Below are 24,965 nucleotides of genomic sequence, written 5' to 3' on the forward strand. Positions count from 1 at the left end.
GGTGCAGACATTCACGGTCATGAGGCTGCCGGCATGGCACTCTCACGACGTACTCTCCTGCTCAGCAGCGCTGCGGTGGGCGCGGCCGGCGCCGCGAGCGTCTGGCCGTTGGCTGCCTCGGCGGCGCCGTACCGCGGGCCGCTGCGCGCCGATCCGTTCACCCTCGGGGTGGCTTCCGGCGATCCGGAGCATGACGGCTTCGTGCTCTGGACCCGGCTGGCCCCGACCCCGCTCGCCGACGACGGCCTCGGCGGCATGCCGTCCCGCGACGTACCGGTGCACTGGGAACTTGCCGCCGACGCCCGCTTCCGTCGGGTCGTCCGCCGCGGCGTCGCCGTCGCCCGGGTCGCAGCGGCACACACCGTGCACGTCGAACTGCACGGGCTGCCGCCGGCCCGCGAATACTTCTACCGCTTCAAGGCCGAGCGGTACGTGTCCCCGACCGGCCGCACCCGCACGGCCCCGGCCCCGTGGGCGAGCGGCGGCACCCTGGCGATGTCGTTCGTGTCCTGCTCGCAGTACGAGCACGGCTACTTCACCGCGTACCGGCGGCTGGCCGAGGACGAGCCGCAGCTGATCCTGCACCTGGGCGACTACCAGTACGAGTACGGGCCGGACACGTACAACATCCCCGGCGGCAATCCGCGCGACCACCAGGGCCCGGAGACGGTGACCCTGGCGAACTACCGCCAGCGGCACGCCCAGTACAAGAGCGACCCGGACCTGCAGGCGGCGCACGCGGTCGCGCCGTGGGCGGTGGTCTTCGACGACCACGAGATCGAGAACAACTGGGCGGACGAGATCCCCGAGCAGCCGGACCCGAACTTCCTGGCCCGCCGGGCCGCAGCCTTCCAGGCCTACTACGAGAACATGCCGCTGCGCCGCACCTCGATCCCCCGCGGCATCGACATGCAGCTGTACCGACGCCTGCACTGGGGACGGCTGGCGACGTTCCACATGCTCGACACCCGACAGTTCCGGGACGACCAGGGCTGCGGCGACGGTTACAAGGACTGCCCGGCAGCGACCGACCCGGCCCGCTCGATCACCGGCGCACGGCAGGAGAAGTGGCTGCTGGACGGCTTCCACCGCTCGACGGCCCGCTGGGACATCCTGGGCCAGCAGGTCTTCTTCGGCCAGCGCGACAACAACGCGGGCCCGGCGAAGGTGGTCAGCATGGACTCGTGGGACGGCTACGCGGCCTCCCGCGACCGCATCACCCGGGGCTGGGTGGACGCCGGAGTACGCAACCCGGTGGTCCTGACCGGCGACGTGCACGCCCACTGGGCCGACGAGCTGAAGCTGGACTACACCGACCCCACGTCCCGCACGGTCGGCACCGAACTGGTGTGCTCGTCGATCACGTCCACCGGGGACGGGGTTGATGTGCCGACGGGCCAGCACCCGTGGGCGGCGTGGAATCCGCACCTGCGCTTCTACAACAACCAGCGGGGTTACGTCCGCACGACGATCACCAAGGACGCGATGACGGCGGACTTCCAGGTGGTGCCGTATGTGACTCGGCCGGGGGCGGCTGTGCATACGCGGGCGACCTTCGTGATCGAGGACCGGGTTCCGGGGTTGCATCAGGTTGCGGACAATCCGACGCCGGGCGGGACGTCCGCGCTGCGGAGCGGTGGGGACCTGGGGGCTGCGACGGTGCGGCAGGAGTCTGAAAGGCCGTGATCGCTTTCGCCTCGGCCGGGCCATCCTCCTGCGTCACGGGATGGTCCGGCGGGGCGCGGTCTGCGGGTCGGACCCGGCAATGAGCAGCGCAGCCGGTCAGACCCCGCGGTGGGCGGCACAGCCTGATCAAACCCGGCGGTGGGCGGCGCGGCGGGGTTTCTGAACTCGTCTTTCCGGCTTTCCCGGTCGCTCGCCGGGCCGGTCGGGCCCCACACGGACCGGGAGTTTCTCGCGGCGCTTGCCGGCGTCCGGCTGCACCTCGTCGCCGGACGGCCGTGACAAATCCCGGCTGTCCCGCTGCGGCTCGGCCAGCGGCGAGCGGGTCGCACCGGGGGATGACTGGGCCGGGCTGGAGGCGTCGTCCGGTTCCTCCGACTCAGCGAAGTCGGCCACCGGAGGCAGGCCCTCCACCGCCGGCCAGCCGTCCAGCACCGATGGCGGCAGCCCGGTGGTCATCGCCGCCCGCACCAGCACCCCGAGCTGGTAGTCATCCTTGTACGCCAGGGCGTGCTGCACTGCGACGCTGGCCAGCGGACCCAGTCCCTTACGCCAGGCCACGAAGGCCAGCAGGCCCGCCGGCGCCGACCGGTAGCGCGGCTCCACCCGGCGCACCAGATCGGACCAGAGCGCCAGCTCCCAGTCATCGGTCCTGGTCCGGGTCCAGGCGTAGTCGCGGACCGGCACATGCAGCAGAAGCAAGCCGAGCCAGGCCACGTCGTCGTCGCTGAGCCGCCCGCCGGCGCTGTAGCAGCGCTCGGCCTCCCGCACCGTGAACCGGCCGGCCCGTCGCACCTGAGCGAAGAAGTGATCCTCGTCCGCCACCAGGTCCGGGCGTTCGGCGACCGTGTCGGGCGTGTCCGGAAGGGGCATGGCCAGGCCGAGGCTCGCCCACAGCACGCTGCCCAGGCGCAGCTCGACGGTTCCAGGACGGTTCCACCCCGAAGCCGTCGCCGGGCCAGTTGTGGGCTTCCCGTCGTGGAAGCGGAGATTCGGGGTGAGATCGTCGCGGCTTTCCTGCTGCTGGCCGACGCGCTGGGAGCTGTCGGGCTCCCGGGCGTCCAGCTCTGGGGCGTCCGGCTGCGGGCCGTCGGGCCGCGGGCCGGCAGGCTGCGGGGCGTCGGGCCGCGGGCCGGCAGGCTGCGGGGCGTCGGGCTCCGGGATGTTGGGCTGCGGGGCGTCGGGCTGCGGGCCGCCGGGGGTTACGGATTCCGGTGGTGACGGGCGTTCGACAGCGAGAGCGGCCAGGCGCAGGACCGCCCGTGCCGTTGCTGCTGTCATCGCGTCGCGGTCGTCGCCGGTCACCGGGGTGAGCTGCGCTTCCAGCGCCTCGCGATCCGGCAGAGCCACCGCTCCCGCGAACGTCGCTTCAGCCGCCATCACGCTGTCCTGCGGCTCGCACGGTTGACCCTCGGGCGGGCAGCAAGACGCGTCCGTGCACAGGTATGACCGGAACCGGCCGTCCTCCACGTGCAGCTCGTCGACGATGGCCACGCCGGCCTTGCGGAACGCGTCCGAGATGCGCATCACCGCCGGTGCCACGCGGCGCTCTTCGCCGTACCCGAGGATCGTGACCGCCTCGGCCTCCTGCCGCAGGACGATCGTCGCCAGGTGCAGCACCGCCGCCCGGGCCTCTTCCTCGGGTGTGTTGTGTTCGGGCAGGTCGATGCGCACCGCGAAGGTGATCAGCGCGCCCTGTGTCGCCACCACGACGAGGCTGTCCGCCGGGTGGAAGCCGATCAGGAACGGCACGGCGGAGATGAGCTCAGCCGGAGAACTGACCTTCTGCTTTTTCATGCCGGCAGCCTGGCCGAATCCGGCCCGCCGCCGTCGGCCAAAACCGGTGCCTGTGGATAACCCGGTTATCCACAGGCGTTCCCCACGACGTCGGCTCAGGAGCGAAACTGCAACTCATGCAACTCGAGCCCGTCCTGCTGCCAGTCATGGGCATGCCGGTCCAGGTCCATGGTCAGTTCGATCGACGACACCACGTCGTAGCCGGCCGCGTGCAGGCTGCGGATCGCGTCGACGTTGCGGGACGACGGCGAGATCGTCAGCGACACCATGTTGCGCTTCTTCGCCTCGGCGGCGACGTGGCGCAGCAGTTTGCGGCCGACCCCCTTGTGCCGGTGCGAGCCGGTGACGACCACCGGTTCCACCTCGCCGGCACGGCCCCGCATGATGAGCCCGACCAGGCCGATCACCCCGTCGTCGGCATGGTCGGCGACCCAGAGCCCGCTCAGATCCAGCCGGGTGAGGTACTCCTCGAAACCCGCGCCGGCATCGTTGGCGGCATCGCCGTACATCTGGTTGTGCTGATTGGTCAGCTCCGACCACAGGCGGCGACCAGCGCTGTGGTCGCTCGGCCGGTACGAACGCACCGCGACAGGTGTCATGCCGACATTTTGACTCCGATCCGGGCACGCCGTAACCCGAAGTGGAAGATAAGGCGGTGGATCTGGCGTACCTGCGCGCGCACCCCCAGCATCTCCCGACATTTCTCACCCATCAGCGGATCCGGGAAACACCCGTCGGGGGCGGTGACGTATGCACCGCATCCCGCTTGACCTTGGACGACGGCACGTCGCTGTTCACCAAGACGTGGCCGTCCGGCAGCGCACCCGAGCACTTCTTCGCCACCGAGGCGGCGGGACTGCAATGGCTGCGCGAAACGCGGACCGTGCCGATCCCGGAGGTGATAGTGGCGCTCGCGGACATGCTCGCGCTGGAATGGATCGACTCCGGGCCGCCCTCTGTCACGGCCGCCGAACGCTTCGGGCGGGAGTTGGCCGGGCTGCATCGCGGTGGCGCGGAGAGCTTCGGCGCGCGATGGCCGGGGTTCATCGGGCCGCTGGCTCAGGACAACACGCCGTCCGCCGGGCCCTGGGGGCCGTGGTTCGCGGAGCGGCGGCTGCGGCCGTACCTGAAGATCTCGGCCGACAGCGGCGCCCTCTCGGCGGCGGACGTCGCGGCTGTGGAGCAGGTCATCCTGCGGATCGAGGGGTACGGCGGGGACGAAGCGCCGGCCCGGATCCATGGCGACCTGTGGCCGGGGAACGTCCTGTGGGGCGCCGGCGGCCGGGCCTGGCTGGTCGATCCGGCGGCGCACGGTGGACACCGGGAGACCGACCTGGCCCAGCTGGCGCTGTTCGGCGGGGCGCCACATCTGGAGACGATCTTGCGGGCGTACGCGGAGGAGTGGCCCCTGGCGGACGGCTGGCGCGAGCGCGTACCCGTGCACCAATTGCACCTTTTGCTAGTGCACGCGGCCGCATTTGGTGGGGCGTACCGGGGCGCCGTGCGGTCGACGGCCGACGCTGCGCTGCGGAATTGAGCGCGCGATGGAGGTTCAGCGTGCCCTCCACCACAAACCGCGCGACGCCAAAACTCAGATCCGAGCGCTACCTTCGATCAATGAGCGAGCGTGCCGGGCGATCCGGGTGGCACCGAGCTTTCGCCAGCGTGGGCGACCGGCAGGGTGAGGGGTCGACATGAGTGTGCTCGCTGACCGCTTCGGGCGGGTTGCGACTGACCTTCGGGTGTCGTTGACCGACCGCTGCAATCTGCGCTGTTCGTACTGCATGCCCGAGGAGGGCCTCGCGTGGATGCCGCGCGAGCAGCAGCTCACCGATGACGAGGTCAGCCGGCTGATCCGGATCGCCGTCGAGCAGCTCGGCGTGACCGGCGTGCGGTTCACCGGCGGGGAGCCCCTGATCCGGCGCGGGTTGACCGGCATCATCGCCGCGGCCGCCGCGCTCACCCCGCGGCCGAAGCTCTCCATCACCACGAACGGCATCGGGCTCGACCGGATGGCGGGGGCGCTGCGGGACGCCGGACTGGACCGCGTCAACGTCTCGCTGGACACGCTATCGCCGGCCCGGTTCCTGGAGCTCACCTACCGCGACCGGCATGCTGACGTGCTGAAGGGCCTGGCGGGCGCGGCCCGGGCCGGGCTCACTCCGGTGAAGATCAACACTGTGCTCATGCGCGGGGTCAACGAGGACGAGGCGCCGGCGCTGCTGCGCTTCGCGCTCGACCACGGGTATCAGCTGAGGTTCATCGAGCAGATGCCGCTCGACGCCCAGCACCAGTGGGACCGGCACGAGATGGTCACCGCCGAGGCGATTCTGGCCTCGCTCGAGCCGTACGGGTTGCTACCCGATTCGGTTTCACGTGGAACAGCGCCGGCCGAGACCTGGCTCGTGCCCGGGTACGTCGACGCGGCGGGCAACCCGGCACGGGTCGGCGTGATCGGCAGTGTGACCAGGCCTTTCTGTGGCGACTGTGACCGCACCAGGCTCACCGCGGACGGTCAGGTCCGCAACTGCCTGTTCGCCACCGAGGAATCGGACCTGCGCGGGTTGCTTCGCGAGGGCCGACCGGACGCGGACATCGCCAAGGCCTGGCAAGCCGCGATGTGGGGCAAGCGAGCGGGTCACGGCATCGACGATCCGTCCTTCCTCCAGCCGGCCCGTCCGATGTCCGCGATCGGCGGCTGACATGGCGACCGGTGCAGGACGATGGGAGGTGACGCGTCGTGCTTGAAATCAGATACTTCGCGGGGGCGCGGGCGGCTGCGGGTTGTTCGTCGGAGCGCATCGCGGCCGAGTCGCTCGATGACCTCGCCACTGTTCTGGCCGAGCGGCACGGCGAGCGGCTCGCGCTAGTATTGAAGGCGGCCAGTTTCCTGGTGGACGGGCTGTCCTGTCATGATCGACAAGCGGCATTGCCCGCCGGCGCGACGGTAGACGTCCTGCCGCCGTTTGCTGGGGGTTGAGCTTGATCGCGTTCGTCGCGCTCGTCTTCGTCGCCATCGGCCTGATCCACTTCTACCTGTGGAAGCGGCTGGTGCGGGATGCTTTCCGCCCCGGGCGGGTGCGCCGGGTCGGCGGCATCGTCACGACCGTGCTGGCCGTGCTGGTGCCGGCCACGCTGCTCAGCGTGCGGTTCGGGTACGTCGAGTGGCTGGCCTGGCCGGGCTACCTGTGGATCGCGTTGATGTTCTACCTGCTCGTGACGCTGGCGGTCCTCGAGATCCCGCGCCTGGTGATCAACCTCTGGATCCGGGCCACGAGCAGAGGCACCGCCCCGGCACAGACGGACTCCGCTACCGAAGTGACCGCGACGCAGGCCGCAGGAGCGGGCCCGGGACCGGGCGCAGGCGCGGGACCGGGCGCGGGAGTCGGCGCGGAAGTCGGCGCGGGCGCGGGAGTCGGCGCGGCACCCGCCCCCGGTGACAGCGCTACCGCCAGCTCGGCAAGCGCCGCCCCCGGCACCGCGAGCGGCAACAGCGGCGCCGCAAACAGCGCCACCCCCCTCGGCTCGGCGAGCACCGACAGCGCCACCCCCGCCGACCCCCGCACCGATTCCCCCGACCCCAAGGGAATCGACCGGCGACTTCTCCTCGCCCGGGGCGCAGCGATCTTCGCCGGCCTCACCGCCGCCGGCATCACCGGATACGGCGTGAAGACCGCCCTCGGCCCCCCTCAGCTGGACCGGTTCCAGCTCCCCATGCCCAAACTGCCCCGCGCCATGGACGGCACCCGGCTCGCCGTGGTCTCCGACATCCATCTCGGGCCGCTGACCGGCACCGACCACGCCGCCCGGATCGTCCGGCTCATCAATTCCGTTAACGCCGACATCGTCTGCGTCGTCGGCGACCTGGTGGACGGCAGTGTCGCCGAGCTCGGCCGGTCCGCCGCGCCGCTCGCCGGCATCCAGTCGCGCCGTGGCGCCTACTTCGTCACCGGGAACCACGAGTACTACTCCGGTTATCAGGAGTGGATCGCCGAGGTGGCCCGGCTCGGGGTGAAGCCGCTGCGCAACGAGCGGCTCGAGCTGGACGGGCTCGACCTGGCCGGGGTCAATGACATCGGCGGCGTCGAGTTCGGGGACGGGCCGGATCTGCAGCGGGCGCTCGGGGACCGCGACACCAACCGTCCCGTTGTGCTCATGGCTCATCAGCCCGTCGTCGCCCAGGACGCCGCTCCGTTCGGAGTCGACCTTCAGGTTTCCGGGCACACCCACGGCGGTCAGATGGCGCCGTTCAATCTGCTCGTCAAGCTCGAGCAGCCGGTGGTGAGCGGTTTCGGCAAGGTCGACGGTGTGCCGGTGTACGTCACCAACGGCGCCGGTTTCTGGGGGCCGCCGGTCCGGGTGGGGGCGCCGCCGCAGGTCTCGGTCATCGAGTTGCGTACCCCTTAGCAGTGAATCTCGGGGGTTGCGCTGAGCCACGGGGCACATCTCCGCAGGATTCAATCGTGGATCGGTTATGTCACTTCGCGCGTGGCGGCTCGTGGCGTGCCGGGCGCTCGTGACAGGATGCAGCGTGCCCTCGGTTAGCGCAGGGTCCTCGGACACCGCGGACACATACGTCGCGGATCTGCACATCCACTCCAGGTATTCGCGGGCCTGCAGCCGCGACCTCACCCTGCCGAACCTGGCCTGGTGGGCTCGGCGCAAGGGCATCGCAGTGCTCGGCACCGGGGACTTCACGCATCCCGCCTGGTTCGACCATCTGCGGGAGAATCTGGTCCCGGCCGACGAGCCCGGTCTCTACCGGCTCGGCGCCGACGCGGAGCGGGAAGTCAGTCGCCGGCTGCCGCCGATCCTGCAGAGCAGCAAAGACGCGCGGTTCATGCTCAGCGTCGAGATCTCCACGATCTACAAACGCGACGACCGCACCCGCAAGGTGCACCACCTGATCTACCTGCCCGACCTGGCCGCCGCCGCCCGGTTCAACACCGCGCTCGGCCGGATCGGCAACCTCACCGCGGACGGCCGCCCGATTCTCGGCCTCGACTCCCGCGACCTGCTGGAGATCGTGCTCGAGGCCAGCCCGGACGGTTACCTCGTCCCCGCGCACATCTGGACCCCGTGGTTCTCCGCGCTCGGGTCCAAGTCCGGCTTCGACGCCATCGCCGACTGCTACGCCGACCTGGCCGAGCACATCACCGCCGTGGAGACCGGCCTCTCCTCCGACCCGGCGATGAACTGGCGGGTCTCCAGCCTCGACCGCTACCGGTTGGTGTCCAATTCGGACGCGCACTCGCCGGCGGCGCTGGCCCGGGAGGCGACGCTCTTCGCCGGCACGCCCGACTACTTCGCCATCAAGGCCGGCGAGACCCTGGCCGGCACGATCGAGTTCTTCCCCGAAGAGGGCAAGTACCACGCGGACGGGCACCGGGCCTGCGGCATCAACTGGGCGCCCCAGCAGACCCGGGAGCACGGCGGTCGCTGCCCCGAGTGCGGCAAGCCGCTGACCGTCGGCGTGCTCAACCGCATCGAGGAGCTGGCCGACCGCACCGACGGTGGTGAGCGGGACCAGCAGGTCGTCCACCTCATCCAGCTCGCCGAGATCCTCGGCGAGATCAACGGCGTGGGCCCGAAGTCCAAGACCGTCGACGGGCAGCTCAACCACGTGGTCGCCACGCTCGGCGCCGAGCTGGACATCCTGCGCCACGTCCCGCTCGACGACATCGGCCAGGCGGGCGGCGAGCAGCTGCGGGAGGCCATCGACCGGCTGCGGCGCGGCGACGTGCGGCGGATCTCCGGGTACGACGGCGAGTACGGCGTCATCACCCTCTTCGAGCCCGGCGAACTGCGCAACAAGCAGAGCGCGCCGCAGGCCGAGACGCTGTTCGACATGATCCCCGTACCGGTGCCGCAGCAGCGCAAGGCCGAGCCGGCGATCGGGCGCGCCCCGGTGCCGAAGGCCGCCAAGGAGCCCAAGAAGAAGGCCCCGCCGCTGCCGCCGCCGGTCAGCCCGCACGAGCCGTTCGAGCCGATGCTGGCCGGGATGGAAGAGGTCGGCACCGGGCTGCTCGACCGTCTCGACGCCATGCAGCGGGTCGCGGCCTCCGCGCCCGGCGGCCCGTTGCTCATCGTGGCCGGGCCGGGCACCGGCAAGACCCGCACGCTCACCCACCGGATCGCGTACCTCTGTGCTGAGCTGGGCGTCTTTCCCGAACGCTGCCTGGCGATCACCTTCACCCGGCGCGCCGCCGAGGAGATGCGGCACCGGCTCGACGCCCTCATCCCGGACGTGGCCGAGGACATCACGGTGGGCACGTTCCACTCACTCGGGCTGACCATCCTCAAGGAGAACGCCAAGGCGGCCGGGCTGGGCGCGAGCTGGCGGATCGCCGACGACGCGGAGCGGGCCGCGGCCCGCGAGCAGGCCGGCGACGACGACCAGGCGTACGCGAAATTGTTGCGCCAGCAGGACCTCGTCGACCTGGACGACCTGCTCACGATGCCCGTCGCCCTGTTGCGGGACGAGCCGGAGCTGGTCGAGCGCTACCGCAAGCGCTGGCAGTGGATCTTCGTGGACGAGTATCAGGACGTCGACGACGTGCAGTACGAGCTGCTGCGCCTGCTCGCCCCGGCGGACGGCAACCTGTGCGCGATCGGCGACCCCGACCAGGCGATCTACTCCTTCCGCGGCGCCGACGTCGGCTACTTCCTGCGCTTCAGCCGCGACTTCACCGACGCCCGGCTGGTGCGGCTCACCCGCAACTACCGCTCGTCGGCGCCGATCCTGGCCGCGGCCGTGCAGGCGATCGCGCCGACCACGTTGGTCCAGGGCCGCCGTCTGGACCCGGCCCGGGTCAACCCCGAGTCGCCCCTGGTCGGGCGCTATTTCGCGGGCAGCGTGGCGGACGAGGCGGACTTCGTGGTCCGCACCGTGGACGAGCTGGTCGGCGGTCTGTCGCACCGCTCGCTCGACTCCGGCCGCGTCGACTCCCGCGCGGTCGCCCCGGGCACGCTGTCCTTCGCGGACATCGCGGTGCTGTACCGCACCGACTCTCAGGCCCAGGCTGTGGTGGACGCGCTGTCGCGGGCCGGCGTACCCGTGCAGAAGCGGTCACACAACCGCCTGCGGGACCGGCCCGGGGTGCAGGTGATCGCGCGCGAGCTGCGGCACGCCGACGGCCTCGGCGGATCGCTGGCGGCGCGCGTCAAGCTGACCGCGCAGGTGCTGGCCCAGCGCTACGCGGCGCCGACCCTGGACGCCGAGCAGCTGGCGCCGGAGGACGTCTGGGCGGCTGCCGACCTGCTCATGCCGCTCGCCCACCGGATCGGCGAGGACCTGCCCCGCTTCCTGCAGGAGATCGCCACGGGCGCCGAGGTGGACGCGCTCGACCCGCGCGCCGAGGCGGTCAACCTGCTGACCCTGCACGCGGCGAAGGGGCTGGAGTTCCCGGTCGTGTTCCTGGTCGGCTGCGAGGACGGGCTGCTGCCGCTGCGCTGGCCGGGGGGCAAGCCGACCGATGACGAGACGGCCGAGGAACGGCGCTTGTTCTTCGTGGGGCTGACGCGGGCCCAGGACCGGCTCTACGTGAGCCATACGGCGCGGCGCTTCCGGCACGGCAAGGAACGCGAGCAGTCACCGACGCCGTTCCTGGACGCGATCGACGCCGGCCTCTTCGAGCGCATGGGCGATGCCGTCCCGTCCCGCCCCAAGGACCGGCAGCTGCGGCTCCTCTGAGCGGGCGGCGCGCCGCCGGCCGGCGAGGACCATGAGGCGATCAGGTGACCAGGCAGCCGAGGAACGCGCCGGTCAGCAGGGCCGGACCCAGCGGAAGCGCCGTCCGGCGTTTTGCTCTGCGGGTGAGCAAGAGGGTCAGGGCTACCGGACCGTTGATCAGATGGGGCGCCAGCAGCCCGACCATCAGGGCCGGCCAGCCCAGGAAACCCAGCGTGAAGCCGAGGACCGTGGCGAGCTTGACGTCGCCCAGGCCGAGGCCGGCGCCGGGGAGCAGAGCGATGATGAGATACAGCAGGCCACTGAGGAGTGCCGCCAGGGCTGCCCGGCCGAGGCGGGCCGGCTCGCCGGTCAGCACAGCGGCGGCGCTCAGCGGCAGCACCGTGGCTGCCGCCAGCAAGGCCACCAGGGGGTCCGGCAGCCGCAGGCAGCGCAGATCGATCACCGCCAGCAGGATGCCCAGCAGCGCCGCCGGAAGCAGCACCAGCAGCAGGGGAGCCGGGCCGATCGTGGCCCCCAGTGTGCCCGCGACCAGCGCACCTGTCGCCCAGGTCCACACCGGTGACCGGGCACAGTCGCACGTTGCTCCGGCCCGTACCCAGGTCGCCAGGGTGACCGCGCAGCCGGCGCAGGTGGATCTCGGCCGGCTGCCGCGGGGCACCGCCAGGCGGTGCGCCGCCCGGGGGACGAAGGCGGCCGACGCGCCGCCGAAGACCGCCGCACAAACCGTCACCGAGAACGACATGGGGCTGAACGGTAGTGCTCCGGCGTCCCCCGCGCGGGTCGCGTTGCCGACAGACGAGGCGAATGGCCCCGTTGTAGCCGAGTTGAGCCCAGCTCGGCGCGATTCCGGGAGAGAACGAGCGAGGCGTGCACGCTACGGTGGCGTACAGCGATCCCGCGCCTGGAGGAACCCCGATGTCGCAGAACGGCCCCTACCCCGGCCAGGGCTGGTCGGCCGGCGGACAGCCGGGTTCCGGCGAGCCGTACACGGAGCCGGCCGATCCGTGGGGTGACGCCGCGACGCACTCGTCGCCGGTGCCCGAGACCGCCTGGGGCGGCCAGCCGATGTCGGTGCCGCCCTCGCAGGAGAATTCCGCGAACTTCCACGGCGGCTATCCCGTCGCTCCGATGAACGGCGTGCCGCCCGTGTGGCAGCAGCCGCCGGCGCCACCGCCGCGCAAGCGCAACACCCCGATCATCGCGCTCGTGATCGTGCTGGGTCTGCTCATCGTCGGCGGGCTGGCCACGGCGGGCTGGCTGGTCCAGCGGGCCGGCAATCCCCAGACCGGGGCGTCGGCCCAGCCCACCGCGGCGGCGAGCGCCACCAACGGCTCGGTGCCCGAGCCGCGCAGCAGCGAGGACGCGCGCTTCGTGGGCAAGGGCCAGTGCGTGCGCAACGAGGGTACGGCGGACGACAGCCCCGACCTCAAGATCGTGGCGTGCGCCAGCGGCACCTACCAGGTGCTCAGGCGCGTCGACGGCCGCACGACGGGCGAGGCCGACGCCGAGTCCAAGTGCAGCAAGGTCCAGAAGTACACCAAGTGGTATTTCTACGACAGCGAGCTCGACAGCCTCGACTTCGTGCTCTGCCTCAAGGAGTATGGCGTCGACTAGCGTCATCTAGCCCAAACGCTAGACAGTCGTAGAGAGTGTTCGATTGCGAACTCTAGCTTTTCGGCTAGAGAGCCCGATACGGTGCTATCCGTGGATCCGGTCCGCAACCCGTACGCGCCCGGCGCCGGCCAGCGCCCACCCGAGCTGGCCGGGCGCGGCCGTGAGCTGGACGCCTTCGACGTCGTCCTGGAACGCGTCGCCCGGGGCCGCCCCGAACGCAGTCTGGTCCTCACCGGCTTGCGCGGCGTCGGCAAGACCGTGCTGCTCAACACCCTGCGCTCGGCCGCGATCGGCCGGCTCTGGGGCACCGGCAAGATCGAGGCCCGGCCGGACCAGTCGCTGCGCCGCCCGGTCTCCGCCGCCCTGCACATGGCGATCCGCGAGCTGACCCCGCACCACCGCGACCCGGAACGCGTCGACGAGGTGCTGGCCGTGCTCAAGGCCTTCGCGCTGCGGGCCAACGACTCCTCGGCGAAGCTGCGCGACCGCTGGACGCCGGGCATCGACGTGCCGCCCGCCCGCGGCCGGGCCGACTCCGGCGACATCGAGATCGACCTGGTCGAGCTGTTCACCGACGCGGCGTCGCTGGCCACGGACGTGGGCACCGGGATCGCTCTGTTCATCGACGAGATGCAGGACCTCGGGCCGACCGACGTGTCCGCGCTCTGCGCCGCCTGCCATGAGCTGTCCCAGCTCGGCGCCCCGCTCATCGTCGTCGGCGCCGGTCTGCCCCACCTGCCGGCGGTGCTCTCCGCGGCGAAGTCCTACTCCGAGCGTCTCTTCCGGTACCAGCGCATCGACCGCCTCGACCGGATCGCCGCGGACCTCGCCCTGTGTGCACCGGCCGCCCGCGAGGACGTCGAGTACGAGCCCAAGGCGCTGGACCTGCTCTACGACAAGTCGGGCGGATATCCGTACTTCGTGCAGGCGTACGGGAAGGCGACCTGGGACCACGCGCCGACCTCGCCGGTGACCGCGGAGGACGTCCGGGTGGCGGCACCGGAGGCCGAGGCGGAGCTGGCTGTCGGCTTCTTCGGCTCCCGTTTCGAGCGGGCCACCCCGGCCGAACGCGAGTACATGCGCGCGATGGCTTCGCTCTCCGGCGACTCGGGCAACGACATGGACGCCGCGGTGCCGACCGCCGACATCGCCGCCGCACTGTCCCGCCGCCCGGCCAGCCTGTCGCCGGCCCGGGACGCCTTGATCAAGAAGGGCCTGATCTACTCGGGTGAGCGGGGGACGGTGGCGTTCACCGTGCCGCACTTCGGACGGTATCTGCGGACCCAGCCCTAGCGGGGCTCAGACGAGGCGCCAGGCCGACGGGTAGCGGGCCTCGATCGGCCGCAGCGCCAGGACCTGCCAGGCGTCGCCGGCCGAGGACCATTCGCTGGTGATCCCGTACGGCGCAGCCGGCACGAACCCGAACCGCCGGTAGTACGCCGGGTCCCCCAGCACCAGCACGAGCCGTTCCCGCGCCTCGGTGGCCCGCCGCAGCGCATCGCGGACGACGCTGGTGCCCAGTCCCTGCCGCTGCCGCTCGGGCAGAACGGCGACCGGTCCCAGCGCCAACGCCTCCTCGCCGCCGACCATCACTCTGCTGAGCAGGGCGAATGCGGCCAGGCGACCGTTTTCCTCGGCCACGACGGAAAACTCGGGCAGCCAGGCGTGGGTCGGCCGCAGCGCCGCGACCAGCCGGGCCTCCGCCTCACCGTCGAACGCCGCCTCCAGCAGACGACGGACGCCGTCGGCATCCTCGGGTTGCTCGATGCGCACCTCTGTCATGTCCCGAAACCCTACGGACGTGGGCAAGCCCAGACCCGGCAGGGTGCGGGTGGCCACTCCACAACTCACCCGGCACACCTCGGCGGATCCGGGTATCACGGGGCTATGAAGCCTGTGCGTACTGCAGCCCGCGCCATGCTCGGTGCGATCTTCGTAGTCAGCGGAGTCCGGGTCGTGCTCGACCCGGATTCCAAGGTCACCGCGGCCAAGCGGGTCACCGACAAGATGGCCCCGATGATCGAGCGGGTCGATCCGCGCCTGCCCACCGACGCGCGCGATCTCGTGCGGGCCAAGGCGGCGTCCGACGTCGTCGCCGGGCTGCTGCTGGCCAGCGGCCGCCTCACCCGGCCCGCCGCGGTCGCGCTCGCCGCCGGCCTCGTGCCGACCACCTTCGCCGGGCACCCGTTCTGGAGCTACCCGCAGCCGCAGCGCGCGCAGCACCAGACCGACTTCCTCAAGAATCTCGGTCTGCTCGGCGGGCTGCTGCTCGCCGCCGTCGACACCCAGGGCAAGCCCGGCATCGGCTACCGCACCAGTCACGCGGTGGACCGCTCGCAGCGCTCGGTGCGCCGCGCGGTGCGGACGGCCCGGCGCGAAGCCAAGATCGCCACGGTGACCGCGGCCGCCGCGCGCAAGATCCCCGGGTAAATCACCTAACGGGCTCACCCGGCGTTAAGCCGTCGAAGCACCAGGGCGGCGCGCTCGAGACCGGCGCGGTGACGCCGGGGTCGAGCTACGGGGAGGTCGCGCCATGCCCGCGATGCGGACTGCCGCGCGTCCGGCCACGACCAGGTGCCTGGTGGTCCTGCTCGCGTGGGTCGGCATCCTGGCCGCGATCACCACGATCGCCCAGCGGTACGGCTTCAGCACCCTGGCCGTGGACCGGGCGGCGATCATCCACGCCCTCGCCGGCGACGGCCTGTACGCGTACCGTTCGCCGCTGACCCACCTCGGCACCGCCCTGCCGCCGCCCGCGTTGTTCGTGGTCTCGCCTGCGGTGTTCCTGCCGCTGCCGCTCGCCGGCTGGCTGACCGCGCTGGCCGGCGTGGCCGCTCTCGGCTTGTCGATGATCGCGCTGGTCAGCCCGGTGGCCCGGCGCTACGGCCGGCGTCCCTGGCCGGTCGTGCTGGCCGCGGGCGCCCTCGCCCTGACGATCGAGCCGGTACGCGCGGCGCTCGGCCGGGGCACCCTGGACCTGCTCGTGTTCGGTCTGATCACCGCCGACATCGTGGCGCTGCGCCGCGGCGCGTGGGCGCTCAGCCGGGCGGCCTGGTGGCCGGGCCGGCCGGCATCCTCACCACCGCGCGGCCGCACCCCGGGCGACCTGCTGCGCCGTGGCTGGGCGACGGGCGCCTGGGCCGGCGTCGGGGTGGGACTGGCCACGGCCTTGGCGGTGACCCCGGCGTTCTTCATCGTCTACCTGGCGGTGACCAGGCAGTGGCGGGCGGCGCTGACCGCGACGGGCACGGCGCTGACCGCGGCGTTCGCGGCCTGGCTGGTCAGCCCCGGCGAGACCGTGGCGTGGCTGGGCGAGGTGCTGTGGCGCATCGACCGCACCGGACCGGTCGAGGCGATCTCGAACCAGTCGCTGGCCGGCGTGCTGGCCCGCATCTACGACTCCGCAACGACGCCCGTGCTCCTGTGGCTGTCGTTCTCGCTGCTGCTGATCGCGGTCGGGCTGATCCGGGCCCGGGCCGCCCACGCGGACGGTGACGAGATCGCCGCGTTCACGCTGGTCGGGCTGACGGTGGCGATCGTGGGCCCGGTGACCGACACCCACGAGCTCATCTGGATCCTGCCGGCGGTGCTGATCCTGATCGACGCGGCGGCCCGCCGCCGGGTGACCTCACCCCGCCGTCCGCCCGGTCGCCGGCCCGGCCTGGCCTTCGCCCTCGCCGCCGGGATGACGTATCTGCTCTTCGTGCTGGCTCCGATGTGGAGCCTGCCCGGCCCGTTCTCGGCCAACTGCTATGCGCTGGCGTTGATCCTGCTGGTCAACGCGCTTCCGTGGCGTCCGGGGGTGGCGCCGGCGTTCCCGATCAACCGGTGGCTGGGCCGGGTCTCTTCCGCGGCTCGCCGCCGGCCGGCCACCGCGGACCTGGGTGGCGGCGGTAGCTCGGCAGCCGGCGGACCGCATCTCGCTCGCCGGGCCGGCCCGGCGACCAACCGGCCGGGCGGCCCACTGCCGGCGGCGACGATCCCGCCACCCCGCGATCCGGGTCGCTGAACGCGGCGCACGGCGGACCGCCGGCGCCGGCTCAGGGGCAGTTCACCCACTCTTCGGTGCCGTCGGTGAACACCTGACGTTTCCAGATCGGCAGCCGCGCCTTCGCCTCGTCCACCAGCCGGGCGCAGGCTGCGAAGGCCGCTGCCCGGTGCGCCGTGCTCACCGCCGCCACCAGCGCCACGTCGCCGATCCGCAGCAGCCCCACCCGGTGGGAGACCGCCACCGCGTAGACGTCCGGGTCAGCGGCGATCTCTTCCGCCACTTCGCGCAGCACTGCCGCCGCGCTCGGGTGGCCCTCGTATTCCAGCAGCGTGACGCCCTTGCCGTCGTCGTGGTCGCGGACCACGCCCTGGAACGACACGACCGCCCCGGCCCGGGGGTCCGCTACGGCTTTCTCGTGGGCGGCCAGGTCCAGGGCCGTGTCGTGGACCTCGACGATCCGCACTGTCTCGGTGGTGGTCACGGGCGCTCTCCCGGATACAGCGGCAGGGGATGGAACGGGACCAGGTCGCCGGCGGCGGCTGCCGTGTCGGGACGCACCACGACGAAGCCGTCGGCGGTGGCCAGCCCTCTCAGCATCGCCGAGCCGACGTGGCCGACCGGGGTGGCCCGGCGACCGTCCGGGTCCAGGGCGGCCAGGGCCAGGTGGGTGAAGCCGCCCCGGCCCGGCACCGGCGCGGTGAGCTCGACCTTGCGCAGGGCCGGCAACTCCCGGCCCTGCAGCCCGGCCAGCAGGGGCGCGACCAGGGTGATCAGGGCGATCACGGCCGACTGCGGGTTGCCGGGCAGGCCGGCCAGGAAGCGGTAGCGGCCGTCCGCGGCGGGCACCCGGGCCAGCAGCATCGGGAAGCCGGGGCGGACGGCGACCGTGTTGATCACGTACTCGGCGCCGAGCTCGGCCAGGGCGGGGTGCAGGTGGTCGACCGGGCCGTTCATCGTGCCGCCGGTCGTGCAGACCACGTCGGCGCTGGTCAGCGCTTCACGGATCGCCGCCACGTGCGCCTCGAGGGTGTCCTGCACCGGGCCGCGCACCGCCGCCGGACTGACCGTCGCGCCGTAGCGGCGCAGCCAGGCCGGCACCAGCGGGCTCAGCGAGTCGCGGACCCGGCCGGCTCCCGGCGGGCCGCTGGTGAGCAGCTCGTCGCCGAAGACCAGCAGGGCCGCGCGCGGCTGGGCACGGACCGGGATCCGGTCGTAGCCGCAGGTCGCCGCCATGCCGAGCACGGCGGGATCAACCGGGGTGCCGGCCGGCAGCAGTTCCTCACCGCGGCGGGCCTCGTCGCCGGGCAGCCGCCACTCGGGCTGCGGGCGGGGCGTGCCGGTGACGCGGCCCTCGGCGTCGCGGCTGGATTCCTCGACGCGGATCAGGGCCTCCGCGCCCTCGGGGACCATCGCGCCGGTGGCGATCTCCACGCAGGTGCCGTCGCCGGTGAGCGGCGCCGCCGTGCCGCCGGCCAGCACCCGGCCGGTCGGCTGCCAGGGCGCCGGGCCGCGGACCGCCCAGCCGTCGATGCTCGACGTCGGGAACGCGGGCAGGTCGGTCAGGGCGACGAGAGGTTCGCCGAGGGTACGGCCGTCAGCGCCGGCGAGTGGCACTGCCTCGGCGGGGCCGGCCGCGGCCCGGCCCGCTTCGTGTCCGTTCGTGCGTGCCTTGTCCCAGTCGACCGGGATGCTGTCTGCGCTCACTCGGAGAGCTTATGGTCGCTGCCGCCGATCTGGGCGACGGTGTGGACAAGGATCGGTCCCAGCACCGCCAGGCCGTCGCGCGCACCACCGGTGGAGCCGGGCAGGTTGACCACCAGCGTGCGCCCCGCCACTCCGGCGAGCCCGCGGGACAACGCCGCCGCCGGCACCTTGTCCCTGCTGTACGCGCGGATCGCCTCAGCGATGCCCGGCACCTCGAAGTCGAGCAGCGGACGGGTCGCCTCGGGGGTCCGGTCGGTCGGAGTGACGCCGGTCCCACCGCTGGTGAGCACCACCTCGATCCCGTCCGCGACGGCGGCCCGGAGCGCCTCGGCGACCGGTGCACCGTCGGGCACCACGACCGGCTCCGGGTCCACCGCACAGCCGAGGTCACGCAGCCCCGCGACGAGAAGTGGACCGCTGGTGTCGGCGTAGACGCCGGCCGCGGCGCGGTTCGAGGCGACGATGACGCGGGCGCGGATCACGGGCGGTCCTGCGGGCGCAGCCACAGGCCGGTCTTGCCGCCCTCTTTGCGCAGCACCCGGACGGACTCGATGCTGGCGGCCGGGTCGACGGCCTTGACCATGTCGATCAGCGCCAGCCCCGCGGTGGCGACGGCGGTCAGCGCCTCCATCTCGACGCCGGTGCGCTCGGCTGTCCGGGTCGTCGCGGTGATGTCGACGCCCGTGTCGGTGATGCTGAGGTCGACCGTGACCCCGTGCAGCCCGATCGGGTGACACAGCGGCACCAGGTCCGGGGTGCGCTTGGCCCCCATGATCCCGGCGATCCGGGCGACCGCGAGGGCATCACCCTTGGGCAGGCCGTCCCCGCGCAGGAGGGCGACCACTTCGGGGGTCGTGCTGAGCCGGCCGGCCGCGACGGCGCGGCGCTCGGTCACGTCCTTGGCCGACACGTCCACCATGCGGGCGGCCCCGTCGGCGTCGACATGCGTCATTTTCGCTGCGTTCGTCACCCGGACAGCGTATCGAGCGGGCCGCCGCCGCCCTTATTAAGCCGCGGATCCTCTCGCTTCGTCAGCGATCACCAACTTTCCGTAGCCATTTCGATTCGCAATCCGTTCCGCGCGGCGAATTGAGTCACTGCTCGCTTTTCCCGGGAGCGAAGCTCCGCCGACAGAAGTACATTCACTTCGGCCTCCCACCACCGACAGCAGGGCATTTGCCGATGTTTGGTCGGTATGGGACCCGGGCAACGGCCATACCGATTGCATGCAGAGCGTTATTCCTCGGCTACACATTCGGTACATTCATCGCGATACTCGCAATTCGTGAAACGAGCGACAAATCCTTCTTCACAGATCTACGCATCGTTCCTAACCTCTTGTCAGGAACGCGAGCTCAGATCTACGGAATTCGTCGCGCCGGCGCCACACAATGGCCGCCGCGCATTCACGAGAGCGAGGTGTGCGATGCGTGAGCACGAGTGGACCTGAAGCCGGTACCGTCACCCAGGTAGACCCAGCCATTGACAGGCCGTACGGGCGACAGGTCACCATGGGGTATGGGAAGTCCGCAGTGAACGACGCGAAGACCGACAGGCAGCTCCGGCTGTATGTCGGTCTCGTCGCGTTCGGGGGTCTGTGCTGCCTGGTCTGGGCCGCCGGCGCCCTCACCGCTGTCGCGCCCGGACAACTGCTCTACGTCACCGCGCTGACCGTCATCATCGCGTCGGCGACCTCGCGGCTCATCGAGATGCGGGTCCGGTCGGACCATCACGCTTTCACCTCGACCTCGGGTTCCATCCTCGTCGCGGTGGCCACGGTGCCCCTGCCCTTGGCGCTGATCTGTACGGCGCTGGGCATCCTGATCGCCAAGGCCTTCCTGCGCGACTCCCTCAAGATCAGTTTCAGTGTCGCGAAGAACGTGCTCGCCGCCGGTGCCGCGGGCGCCGCCGCGTACCTGGCCGGCATCCGGCCACCGACGACCCTGACCTTCGCGGTGGAATTCGGGCCTCGGCTCGTCGCCGCTCTCGTTCTGGCCTCGCTCGCTTACGCCGTCGTGGACGAGTTGCTCTCCCACACCGTGGTGGCGTTGGCGACCCGCACGGCCTGGCTGCAGTCGTTCAAGCGCAACTGGGACGTCGTCGCGGTCGTCCGGCTGATCAACGTCGCCGTCGCCCTGCTGGTCCTGTACGTGGTCAAGAGCGAGCCCCTGTTCATCGCGGCGATGGTGCCGGCGATGCTCGCCCTGCAGTTCGCGACGAAGAACCAGATCCGGCAACGCGTCGACCAGGAGGCCTGGCAACGCCTCGCGGCCAGCACCGACCAGCTCAACGTCACGGATCTCACCGGAGTCCTGCACGCCGCCGTGACCCGCGTTCCCGAGCTGTTCTCGGCCGACGGTGCCGAGATCGAGCTGCGCGACGTCAGTCCACCGCGGTTGGTGCGAGGCTCGGCGAACCGGATCTCCTACGAGGGACCGGCCACCGAAGCGCCCGCTCGGACCGGGGAGGTCATCGAGGAAGACCTGCGGGGCCCGGAGAACGAGAGGATCGGCGTACTGCGGCTGCTCTTCCGCAAGTCGGTCAAGCTGAGCGACTCCGAGAAGTACAAACTCCAGACGTTCGCCTCCTCGCTCTACACCGCGGTGCAGAACGCCCGGGCCTACACGGAACTCAAGCGGATCAACGCCGAGAACGCCCACGCCGCCGCACACGACCCGCTGACCGGCCTGGCCAACCGGCGCGAGCTGCTGGAACAGGCGCGTGCGCGGTTCGCGGCGCGCAACACCGACGGGATCTTCGCGCTGCTACTGATCGACCTCAACCACTTCAAGGAAGTCAACGACACGCTCGGGCACACGGCCGGCGACGACGTGCTGCGCGAGGTCGCCAAGCGCCTCGAGGAGGCCGCCGCGCCCGGTGACCTGGTGGCCCGGCTCGGCGGCGACGAGTTCGCGTTGCTGCTCACCGGCCTGCCCACCCCCGCGGTGGCGGCGCACCGGGCCACCGCGCTGCTGGACAGCCTGGAACGCCCGATCGAGGTCGAGGGCATGCAGCTCACCGTCGAGGCGGCCGGCGGCATCGCCCTCGCACCCGGCAGCGGCGGCGTGCAGGAGCTGATGCGCCGCGCCGACGTGGCGATGTACCAGGCGAAACGCGGCGGGCAGCGGACGGCGACCTACGCCCACGCCCGCGACACCGCCGACGTGGGCCGGCTCATGCTGGGCGGGGAGCTGTCCCGCGCGGTGGCCGAGCACGAGTTCACCGTCGACTTCCAGCCGATCGTCGACCTGGGCAGCGGCGAGGTGACCTCGGCCGAGGCGCTGGCCCGCTGGCACCACCCGCAGCACGGCCACCTCACCCCGGGGCAGTTCCTGCAGACCGTCGAACGCTCCGGGCAGCTGCCGGGATTCGTCGACGCGGTGCTGGAGCAGGCGCTCACCGCGTACCGGATGTGGCTCGAGGCCGGGTTCGACCTGCCGGTGGCGGTCAACGTGTCGCCGCGGAGCCTGCTCGACGAGACGTTCCCGGCGGCCGTGCTCACCCAGCTGGCCCGGCACGCCGTGCCGGCCGACCGGCTGGTGCTGGAGCTGGCCGAGACCCTCACCCTGAGCCAGCTCGAGGTCGTCGACCGCGCACTGAACGAGCTGCGTGACGCGGGCGTACGGCTGGCGCTGGACGACTTCGGCACCGGCGTCTCCTCGCTCTCGGTGCTGTCCCGGCTCCCGGTGCACCAGCTCAAGATCGATCGAGGGTTCGTCCGGGCGGTCGAGACCTCCGCCGAGGCCGCCGCCGTGGTCCGCTCGACCGTCGACCTGGCGCGCAGCCTGCACCTGACCGTGGTGGCCGAGGGCGTGGAGAGCGAGCCGCAGCGCCTTGCCCTCTGGGAGCTCGGCTGTGTCGCGGGTCAGGGCCACCTGTTCGCGCGTCCGATGCGGTCCGGGCGGCTGCTGGCCACGCTGCAGCGTGGTTCCGCCGGACGCCCGGGTGTGCTGGCCGGGGCGTTGCATCCGGCGGGGTCCGTCGTGCGCATGCCGCGCCGCCGGACGCCGGGGCAGGGGAGATCTTCTCTGCCACACTTGCCCGCGTGACTCTGCTCGCGCGCCTCGACCGGGCCCGGGGTGGCCTCGCCGCCGACGCCGCGCTGTACGGCCTCGCCGCCGCGTTCGCCCTCGTGACCGCGCTGACCTCGACGTTGCTGCCGCACCGGGCCTGGGGCGCCGTCGCCGCCTGGGCCTACCTCGGTGCGTTCCTGGTGGTCGCGGGGCAGCTGGTGCTGCGGCGGGCACGGTGGCGGATGGCGCTGACCTGGGTTGCCTGGGCCGGCGCGGCGATCCTGCCGCTGGTGATCCAGGCGGTGCAGCGGGCCGGCGGGCGTACCGACCGGGCGCAGGAGGAAGTGCTGGTCGCCGAGCACATGGGTGAGCGGCTGGGCGACACCGGGACGCCGTACCTGGGGCATGACGCGATTGCGGCGCTGCCGCCGGGTGAGCAGTTGCTGGGGTATGCGCCGTACCAGCCGGGCATGGCGGTCTTCGGCCTGCCGCGGGCGGCCTTCGGCGACGTCTGGTGGACCGACGCCCGGATCTGGTTCGCGGTGGCGACCGCGGCTGCGCTGGTGGCGGCGATCCGGCTGCTGCCGGGCGGCGGCAGCCTGGTGCGGGCGGTGCAGTTCGCGACCGTACTCCCGATCTGTGCCCTGACCCTGGCCACCGGTGGCGACGACCTGCCGGTCCTGGCTCTCGCCCTGCTGGCCCTGACCCTGTGCGCCCGCGGCCGCTACGGCGCCGCCGGCCTCGCGGTCGGCGCGGCCGCGAGCCTCAAGCTCTTCGCTCTGCCGATCGTGGTCGTCCTGGCCGTCCTCGCGGTCGCCACCGGCAACGGCCGCCGCTTGCTGCCGGGCGCGCTCGGCCTGCCGGTCCTGACGCTGCTGCCCGCATTCCTGGTCGACGGCGACGCGTTCGTCGAGAACGTGATCCGCTTCCCGCTCGGGCACGGCCTGGTGACCAGCCCGGCCCAATCGCCGTTCCCCGGCTATCTGATCACCCAGACGGTGCCGGGCGGTCGTTATGTCGCGATCGGGCTGCTGGTCGCGGTGGCCGCGGCGATCGCCGTCGTGCTCTTCCGGCGGCCGCCGCGCATGGCTGCGGCCGCCGCGCGTTTCTGCGGGTACGGCCTGCTGGCCGCGATCCTGCTGATGCCCACGACCCGCTTCGGATACCTGCTCTACCCGCTGGCCCTGCTGGTCTGGGCACCCGCCCTGGGCGCGGCACTCAGCAGACCCACAGGAAGTAAGGCACCACACGGAGACACGGCCTTGTACCGTTTGTGACATGCAGATGACCTGTCCGAAGTGTCATGGCGAGATGCGGGTTTACGAGCGCAGCGGCGTCACGGTCGACCAGTGCACCGAGTGCCGCGGAATCTTCCTCGACCGCGGTGAGCTGGAGAAGCTCTTCGAGGCCGAGGCCAACTGGAGCGGATCGGGAGCGCCCGCCGCTCCGCGTCCCGCGCAGGCCCCGCCCGTGGCTCCGCAGCCGGGTGGCTACGCCCCGCCGCCGCCGCACGGTGGTGGCTACGCGTCCCCGCCACCGCCGCCCGGGTACGGCCAGCCGGCGTACCCCGCCGCGGCCCCCTACGGCGCGCAGCAGCCGCAGTACGCCGCCGGTCACCACGGCCACTACCGCCAGCAGGGCCACCACGGTCACTACCGCGGCCGCAAGAAGCACAAGGGCTTCCTGAACGAGTTCTTCGGCTGAGCTCACTCGCGGGACGTCGCTGTCCCACCCGTGCCCTCTGGATGCGGGCGGGACAGCGGCGTGCCAAGGTGCTGAGTCATGGGACTTCCCGCGCCGGACACCCTCGCCGCGGCCTTGACCGCCGCCTATGCGGGTGTGACCACCGTCGTCCGCGACCTCGACGACTTCGACCTGCTGCTGCCGTCGGGCTGCCGCGGCTGGACGGTCTGCGACCTGCTGCTGCACCTGAGCCTCGATCCGCAGCGGGCCCTGGTCGCCTTCGCCACCCCCGCCGACGGACCGGCCGACACCGACTACGTCACCTACTTCCGGTCGTTCCCGGGGGCGGGCGAGAGCAGCGCCATCGCGCACGCTCAGTGGGTCCGCCGGACGGCATCGGCTTTCACCCGGCCGAGCGGCGTCGTCGAGCGCTGGACGGAGACGGTCGCCGCCGCCGGGTACGCAGCCGGCCGGGCCGACCCGGCGAGCCTGATCCGTACGCAGAACCTCGTGCTGCCGGTCCCGGATTTCATCGCCACCCTGGTCACCGAGGCGGTCATCCACCATCTCGACCTGATCGTGTCGTTGCCCGACGCGCCGGACCCGGCGCCCGAGGCCGTGGCGATCGCGATGTCCACGGTGGACGGCCTTGCCGGGGGCGACGGTCTGCCGCCGCACTGGTCCGAGCGTGAAGCCCTGCTCAAGTGCTCGGGCCGCGAAGAGCTGACGGCCGGCGACCGCGAAGCACTGGGGGAACGCGCGGAGCTCTTCCCGCTGCTGAGCTGAC

Annotated in this window: 22 protein-coding genes; 14 read left to right on the forward strand and 8 right to left on the reverse strand. The window is 72.0% G+C overall.

The genetic code is table 11. The features are described from left to right. Nucleotides 1-33: 33 nt before the first annotated feature. Nucleotides 34-1,686: an alkaline phosphatase D family protein gene (locus tag Aau02nite_RS32135; protein ID WP_212992357.1), complete on the forward strand. Its 1,653-nt coding sequence runs from the start codon at nucleotides 34-36 to the stop codon at nucleotides 1,684-1,686. Nucleotides 1,687-1,812: 126 nt separating this feature from the next. On the opposite strand, the gene Aau02nite_RS32140 is transcribed toward Aau02nite_RS32135, so the two are convergent. Both Aau02nite_RS32140 and Aau02nite_RS32145 read right to left on the reverse strand, forming a co-directional pair. Next, nucleotides 1,813-3,480 (reverse strand): DUF4192 domain-containing protein, encoded by a 1,668-nt coding sequence (locus tag Aau02nite_RS32140; protein WP_212992358.1) that lies wholly within the window; start codon nucleotides 3,478-3,480, stop codon nucleotides 1,813-1,815. Nucleotides 3,481-3,575: 95 nt separating this feature from the next. After that, a complete protein-coding gene (locus tag Aau02nite_RS32145; RefSeq protein WP_212992359.1) occupies nucleotides 3,576-4,079 on the reverse strand; it encodes a GNAT family N-acetyltransferase in 504 nt (167 codons plus the stop codon). A 56-nt stretch (nucleotides 4,080-4,135) separates the two neighbouring features. On the opposite strand from Aau02nite_RS32145, the gene Aau02nite_RS32150 reads away from it, so the two are divergent. The 5 genes from Aau02nite_RS32150 (at nucleotide 4,136) to Aau02nite_RS32170 (ending at nucleotide 11,173) form a co-directional block, all read left to right on the forward strand. Continuing rightward, nucleotides 4,136-5,017, forward strand: a complete 882-nt coding sequence (locus Aau02nite_RS32150) for a fructosamine kinase family protein (protein WP_212992360.1) — start codon at nucleotides 4,136-4,138, stop codon at nucleotides 5,015-5,017. 157 nt (nucleotides 5,018-5,174) lie between these two features. Next, the gene (gene moaA / locus Aau02nite_RS32155) at nucleotides 5,175-6,182 is read left to right on the forward strand and encodes a GTP 3',8-cyclase MoaA (RefSeq protein ID WP_212992361.1); all 1,008 of its coding nucleotides are present in this window, start codon (nucleotides 5,175-5,177) and stop codon (nucleotides 6,180-6,182) included. 38 nt (nucleotides 6,183-6,220) lie between these two features. Next, the gene (locus tag Aau02nite_RS32160) at nucleotides 6,221-6,460 is read left to right on the forward strand and encodes a MoaD/ThiS family protein (protein ID WP_212992362.1); all 240 of its coding nucleotides are present in this window, start codon (nucleotides 6,221-6,223) and stop codon (nucleotides 6,458-6,460) included. Nucleotides 6,461-6,516: 56 nt separating this feature from the next. Next, nucleotides 6,517-7,887 carry a metallophosphoesterase gene (locus tag Aau02nite_RS46795; protein WP_438841194.1) on the forward strand — a complete coding sequence of 457 codons (1,371 nt, stop codon included), beginning with the start codon at nucleotides 6,517-6,519 and terminating at the stop codon, nucleotides 7,885-7,887. A 67-nt stretch (nucleotides 7,888-7,954) separates the two neighbouring features. Then, nucleotides 7,955-11,173, forward strand: a complete 3,219-nt coding sequence (locus Aau02nite_RS32170) for a UvrD-helicase domain-containing protein (protein WP_212992363.1) — start codon at nucleotides 7,955-7,957, stop codon at nucleotides 11,171-11,173. Nucleotides 11,174-11,213: 40 nt separating this feature from the next. Here Aau02nite_RS32170 and Aau02nite_RS32175 read toward each other — a convergent pair whose 3' ends face one another. Further along, a complete protein-coding gene (locus tag Aau02nite_RS32175) occupies nucleotides 11,214-11,915 on the reverse strand; it encodes a prepilin peptidase (RefSeq protein ID WP_212992364.1) in 702 nt (233 codons plus the stop codon). Between the two features lie 173 nt (nucleotides 11,916-12,088). On the opposite strand from Aau02nite_RS32175, the gene Aau02nite_RS32180 reads away from it, so the two are divergent. Together Aau02nite_RS32180 and Aau02nite_RS32185 are read left to right on the forward strand one after the other, a co-directional pair. Further along, nucleotides 12,089-12,787 carry an LppU/SCO3897 family protein gene (locus Aau02nite_RS32180; protein WP_212992365.1) on the forward strand — a complete coding sequence of 233 codons (699 nt, stop codon included), beginning with the start codon at nucleotides 12,089-12,091 and terminating at the stop codon, nucleotides 12,785-12,787. Between the two features lie 90 nt (nucleotides 12,788-12,877). Next, nucleotides 12,878-14,080 carry an ATP-binding protein gene (locus Aau02nite_RS32185; RefSeq protein ID WP_212992366.1) on the forward strand — a complete coding sequence of 401 codons (1,203 nt, stop codon included), beginning with the start codon at nucleotides 12,878-12,880 and terminating at the stop codon, nucleotides 14,078-14,080. A gap of 6 nt (nucleotides 14,081-14,086) precedes the next feature. On the opposite strand, the gene Aau02nite_RS32190 is transcribed toward Aau02nite_RS32185, so the two are convergent. Continuing rightward, entirely contained in the window at nucleotides 14,087-14,569 is a 483-nt protein-coding gene (locus Aau02nite_RS32190; RefSeq protein ID WP_212992367.1) for a GNAT family N-acetyltransferase, read from the reverse strand. Nucleotides 14,570-14,674: 105 nt separating this feature from the next. On the opposite strand from Aau02nite_RS32190, the gene Aau02nite_RS32195 reads away from it, so the two are divergent. Both Aau02nite_RS32195 and Aau02nite_RS32200 read left to right on the forward strand, forming a co-directional pair. Continuing rightward, nucleotides 14,675-15,217, forward strand: coding sequence for a DoxX family membrane protein (locus Aau02nite_RS32195; protein ID WP_212992368.1), 543 nt, complete (start codon nucleotides 14,675-14,677; stop codon nucleotides 15,215-15,217). Nucleotides 15,218-15,320: 103 nt separating this feature from the next. Next, nucleotides 15,321-16,796 carry a glycosyltransferase 87 family protein gene (locus Aau02nite_RS32200; RefSeq protein WP_212992369.1) on the forward strand — a complete coding sequence of 492 codons (1,476 nt, stop codon included), beginning with the start codon at nucleotides 15,321-15,323 and terminating at the stop codon, nucleotides 16,794-16,796. A gap of 31 nt (nucleotides 16,797-16,827) precedes the next feature. Here the strand turns inward: Aau02nite_RS32200 and Aau02nite_RS32205 are convergent, their stop codons facing one another. The 4 genes from Aau02nite_RS32205 to moaC are packed head-to-tail and all read right to left on the reverse strand — an operon-like array spanning nucleotide 16,828 to nucleotide 19,434. Beyond that, complete coding sequence (locus Aau02nite_RS32205) at nucleotides 16,828-17,259, reverse strand: molybdenum cofactor biosynthesis protein MoaE (protein WP_281421078.1); 432 nt, start codon at nucleotides 17,257-17,259, stop codon at nucleotides 16,828-16,830. Next, a complete protein-coding gene (locus Aau02nite_RS32210) occupies nucleotides 17,256-18,482 on the reverse strand; it encodes a molybdopterin molybdotransferase MoeA (RefSeq protein WP_212992370.1) in 1,227 nt (408 codons plus the stop codon). Before Aau02nite_RS32210 ends, Aau02nite_RS32205 begins: the two co-directional genes overlap by 4 nt. Beyond that, nucleotides 18,479-18,964 (reverse strand): MogA/MoaB family molybdenum cofactor biosynthesis protein, encoded by a 486-nt coding sequence (locus tag Aau02nite_RS32215; protein WP_212992371.1) that lies wholly within the window; start codon nucleotides 18,962-18,964, stop codon nucleotides 18,479-18,481. The genes Aau02nite_RS32210 and Aau02nite_RS32215 overlap by 4 nt, the downstream gene beginning before the upstream one ends. After that, nucleotides 18,961-19,434: a cyclic pyranopterin monophosphate synthase MoaC gene (gene moaC / locus Aau02nite_RS32220; protein ID WP_438841195.1), complete on the reverse strand. Its 474-nt coding sequence runs from the start codon at nucleotides 19,432-19,434 to the stop codon at nucleotides 18,961-18,963. The genes Aau02nite_RS32215 and moaC overlap by 4 nt, the downstream gene beginning before the upstream one ends. 559 nt (nucleotides 19,435-19,993) lie before the next feature. Between moaC and Aau02nite_RS32225 the strand changes: the two genes are divergently transcribed. The 4 genes from Aau02nite_RS32225 to Aau02nite_RS32240 all read left to right on the forward strand — a co-directional run bounded on the left by Aau02nite_RS32225 (nucleotide 19,994) and on the right by Aau02nite_RS32240 (nucleotide 24,964). Beyond that, nucleotides 19,994-22,531, forward strand: coding sequence for a putative bifunctional diguanylate cyclase/phosphodiesterase (locus Aau02nite_RS32225; protein WP_212992373.1), 2,538 nt, complete (start codon nucleotides 19,994-19,996; stop codon nucleotides 22,529-22,531). Further along, entirely contained in the window at nucleotides 22,528-23,772 is a 1,245-nt protein-coding gene (locus Aau02nite_RS32230) for a glycosyltransferase 87 family protein (protein WP_246595598.1), read from the forward strand. Before Aau02nite_RS32225 ends, Aau02nite_RS32230 begins: the two co-directional genes overlap by 4 nt. 1 nt (nucleotide 23,773) lies before the next feature. Continuing rightward, nucleotides 23,774-24,199: a TFIIB-type zinc ribbon-containing protein gene (locus Aau02nite_RS32235; RefSeq protein ID WP_438841192.1), complete on the forward strand. Its 426-nt coding sequence runs from the start codon at nucleotides 23,774-23,776 to the stop codon at nucleotides 24,197-24,199. A gap of 78 nt (nucleotides 24,200-24,277) precedes the next feature. Beyond that, complete coding sequence (locus Aau02nite_RS32240) at nucleotides 24,278-24,964, forward strand: maleylpyruvate isomerase N-terminal domain-containing protein (protein WP_212992374.1); 687 nt, start codon at nucleotides 24,278-24,280, stop codon at nucleotides 24,962-24,964. The last annotated feature ends 1 nt before the right edge of the window (nucleotide 24,965 follow it).

The organism is Actinoplanes auranticolor, assembly GCF_018332655.1.
In the GTDB taxonomy this organism is placed as follows: domain Bacteria; phylum Actinomycetota; class Actinomycetes; order Mycobacteriales; family Micromonosporaceae; genus Actinoplanes; species Actinoplanes auranticolor.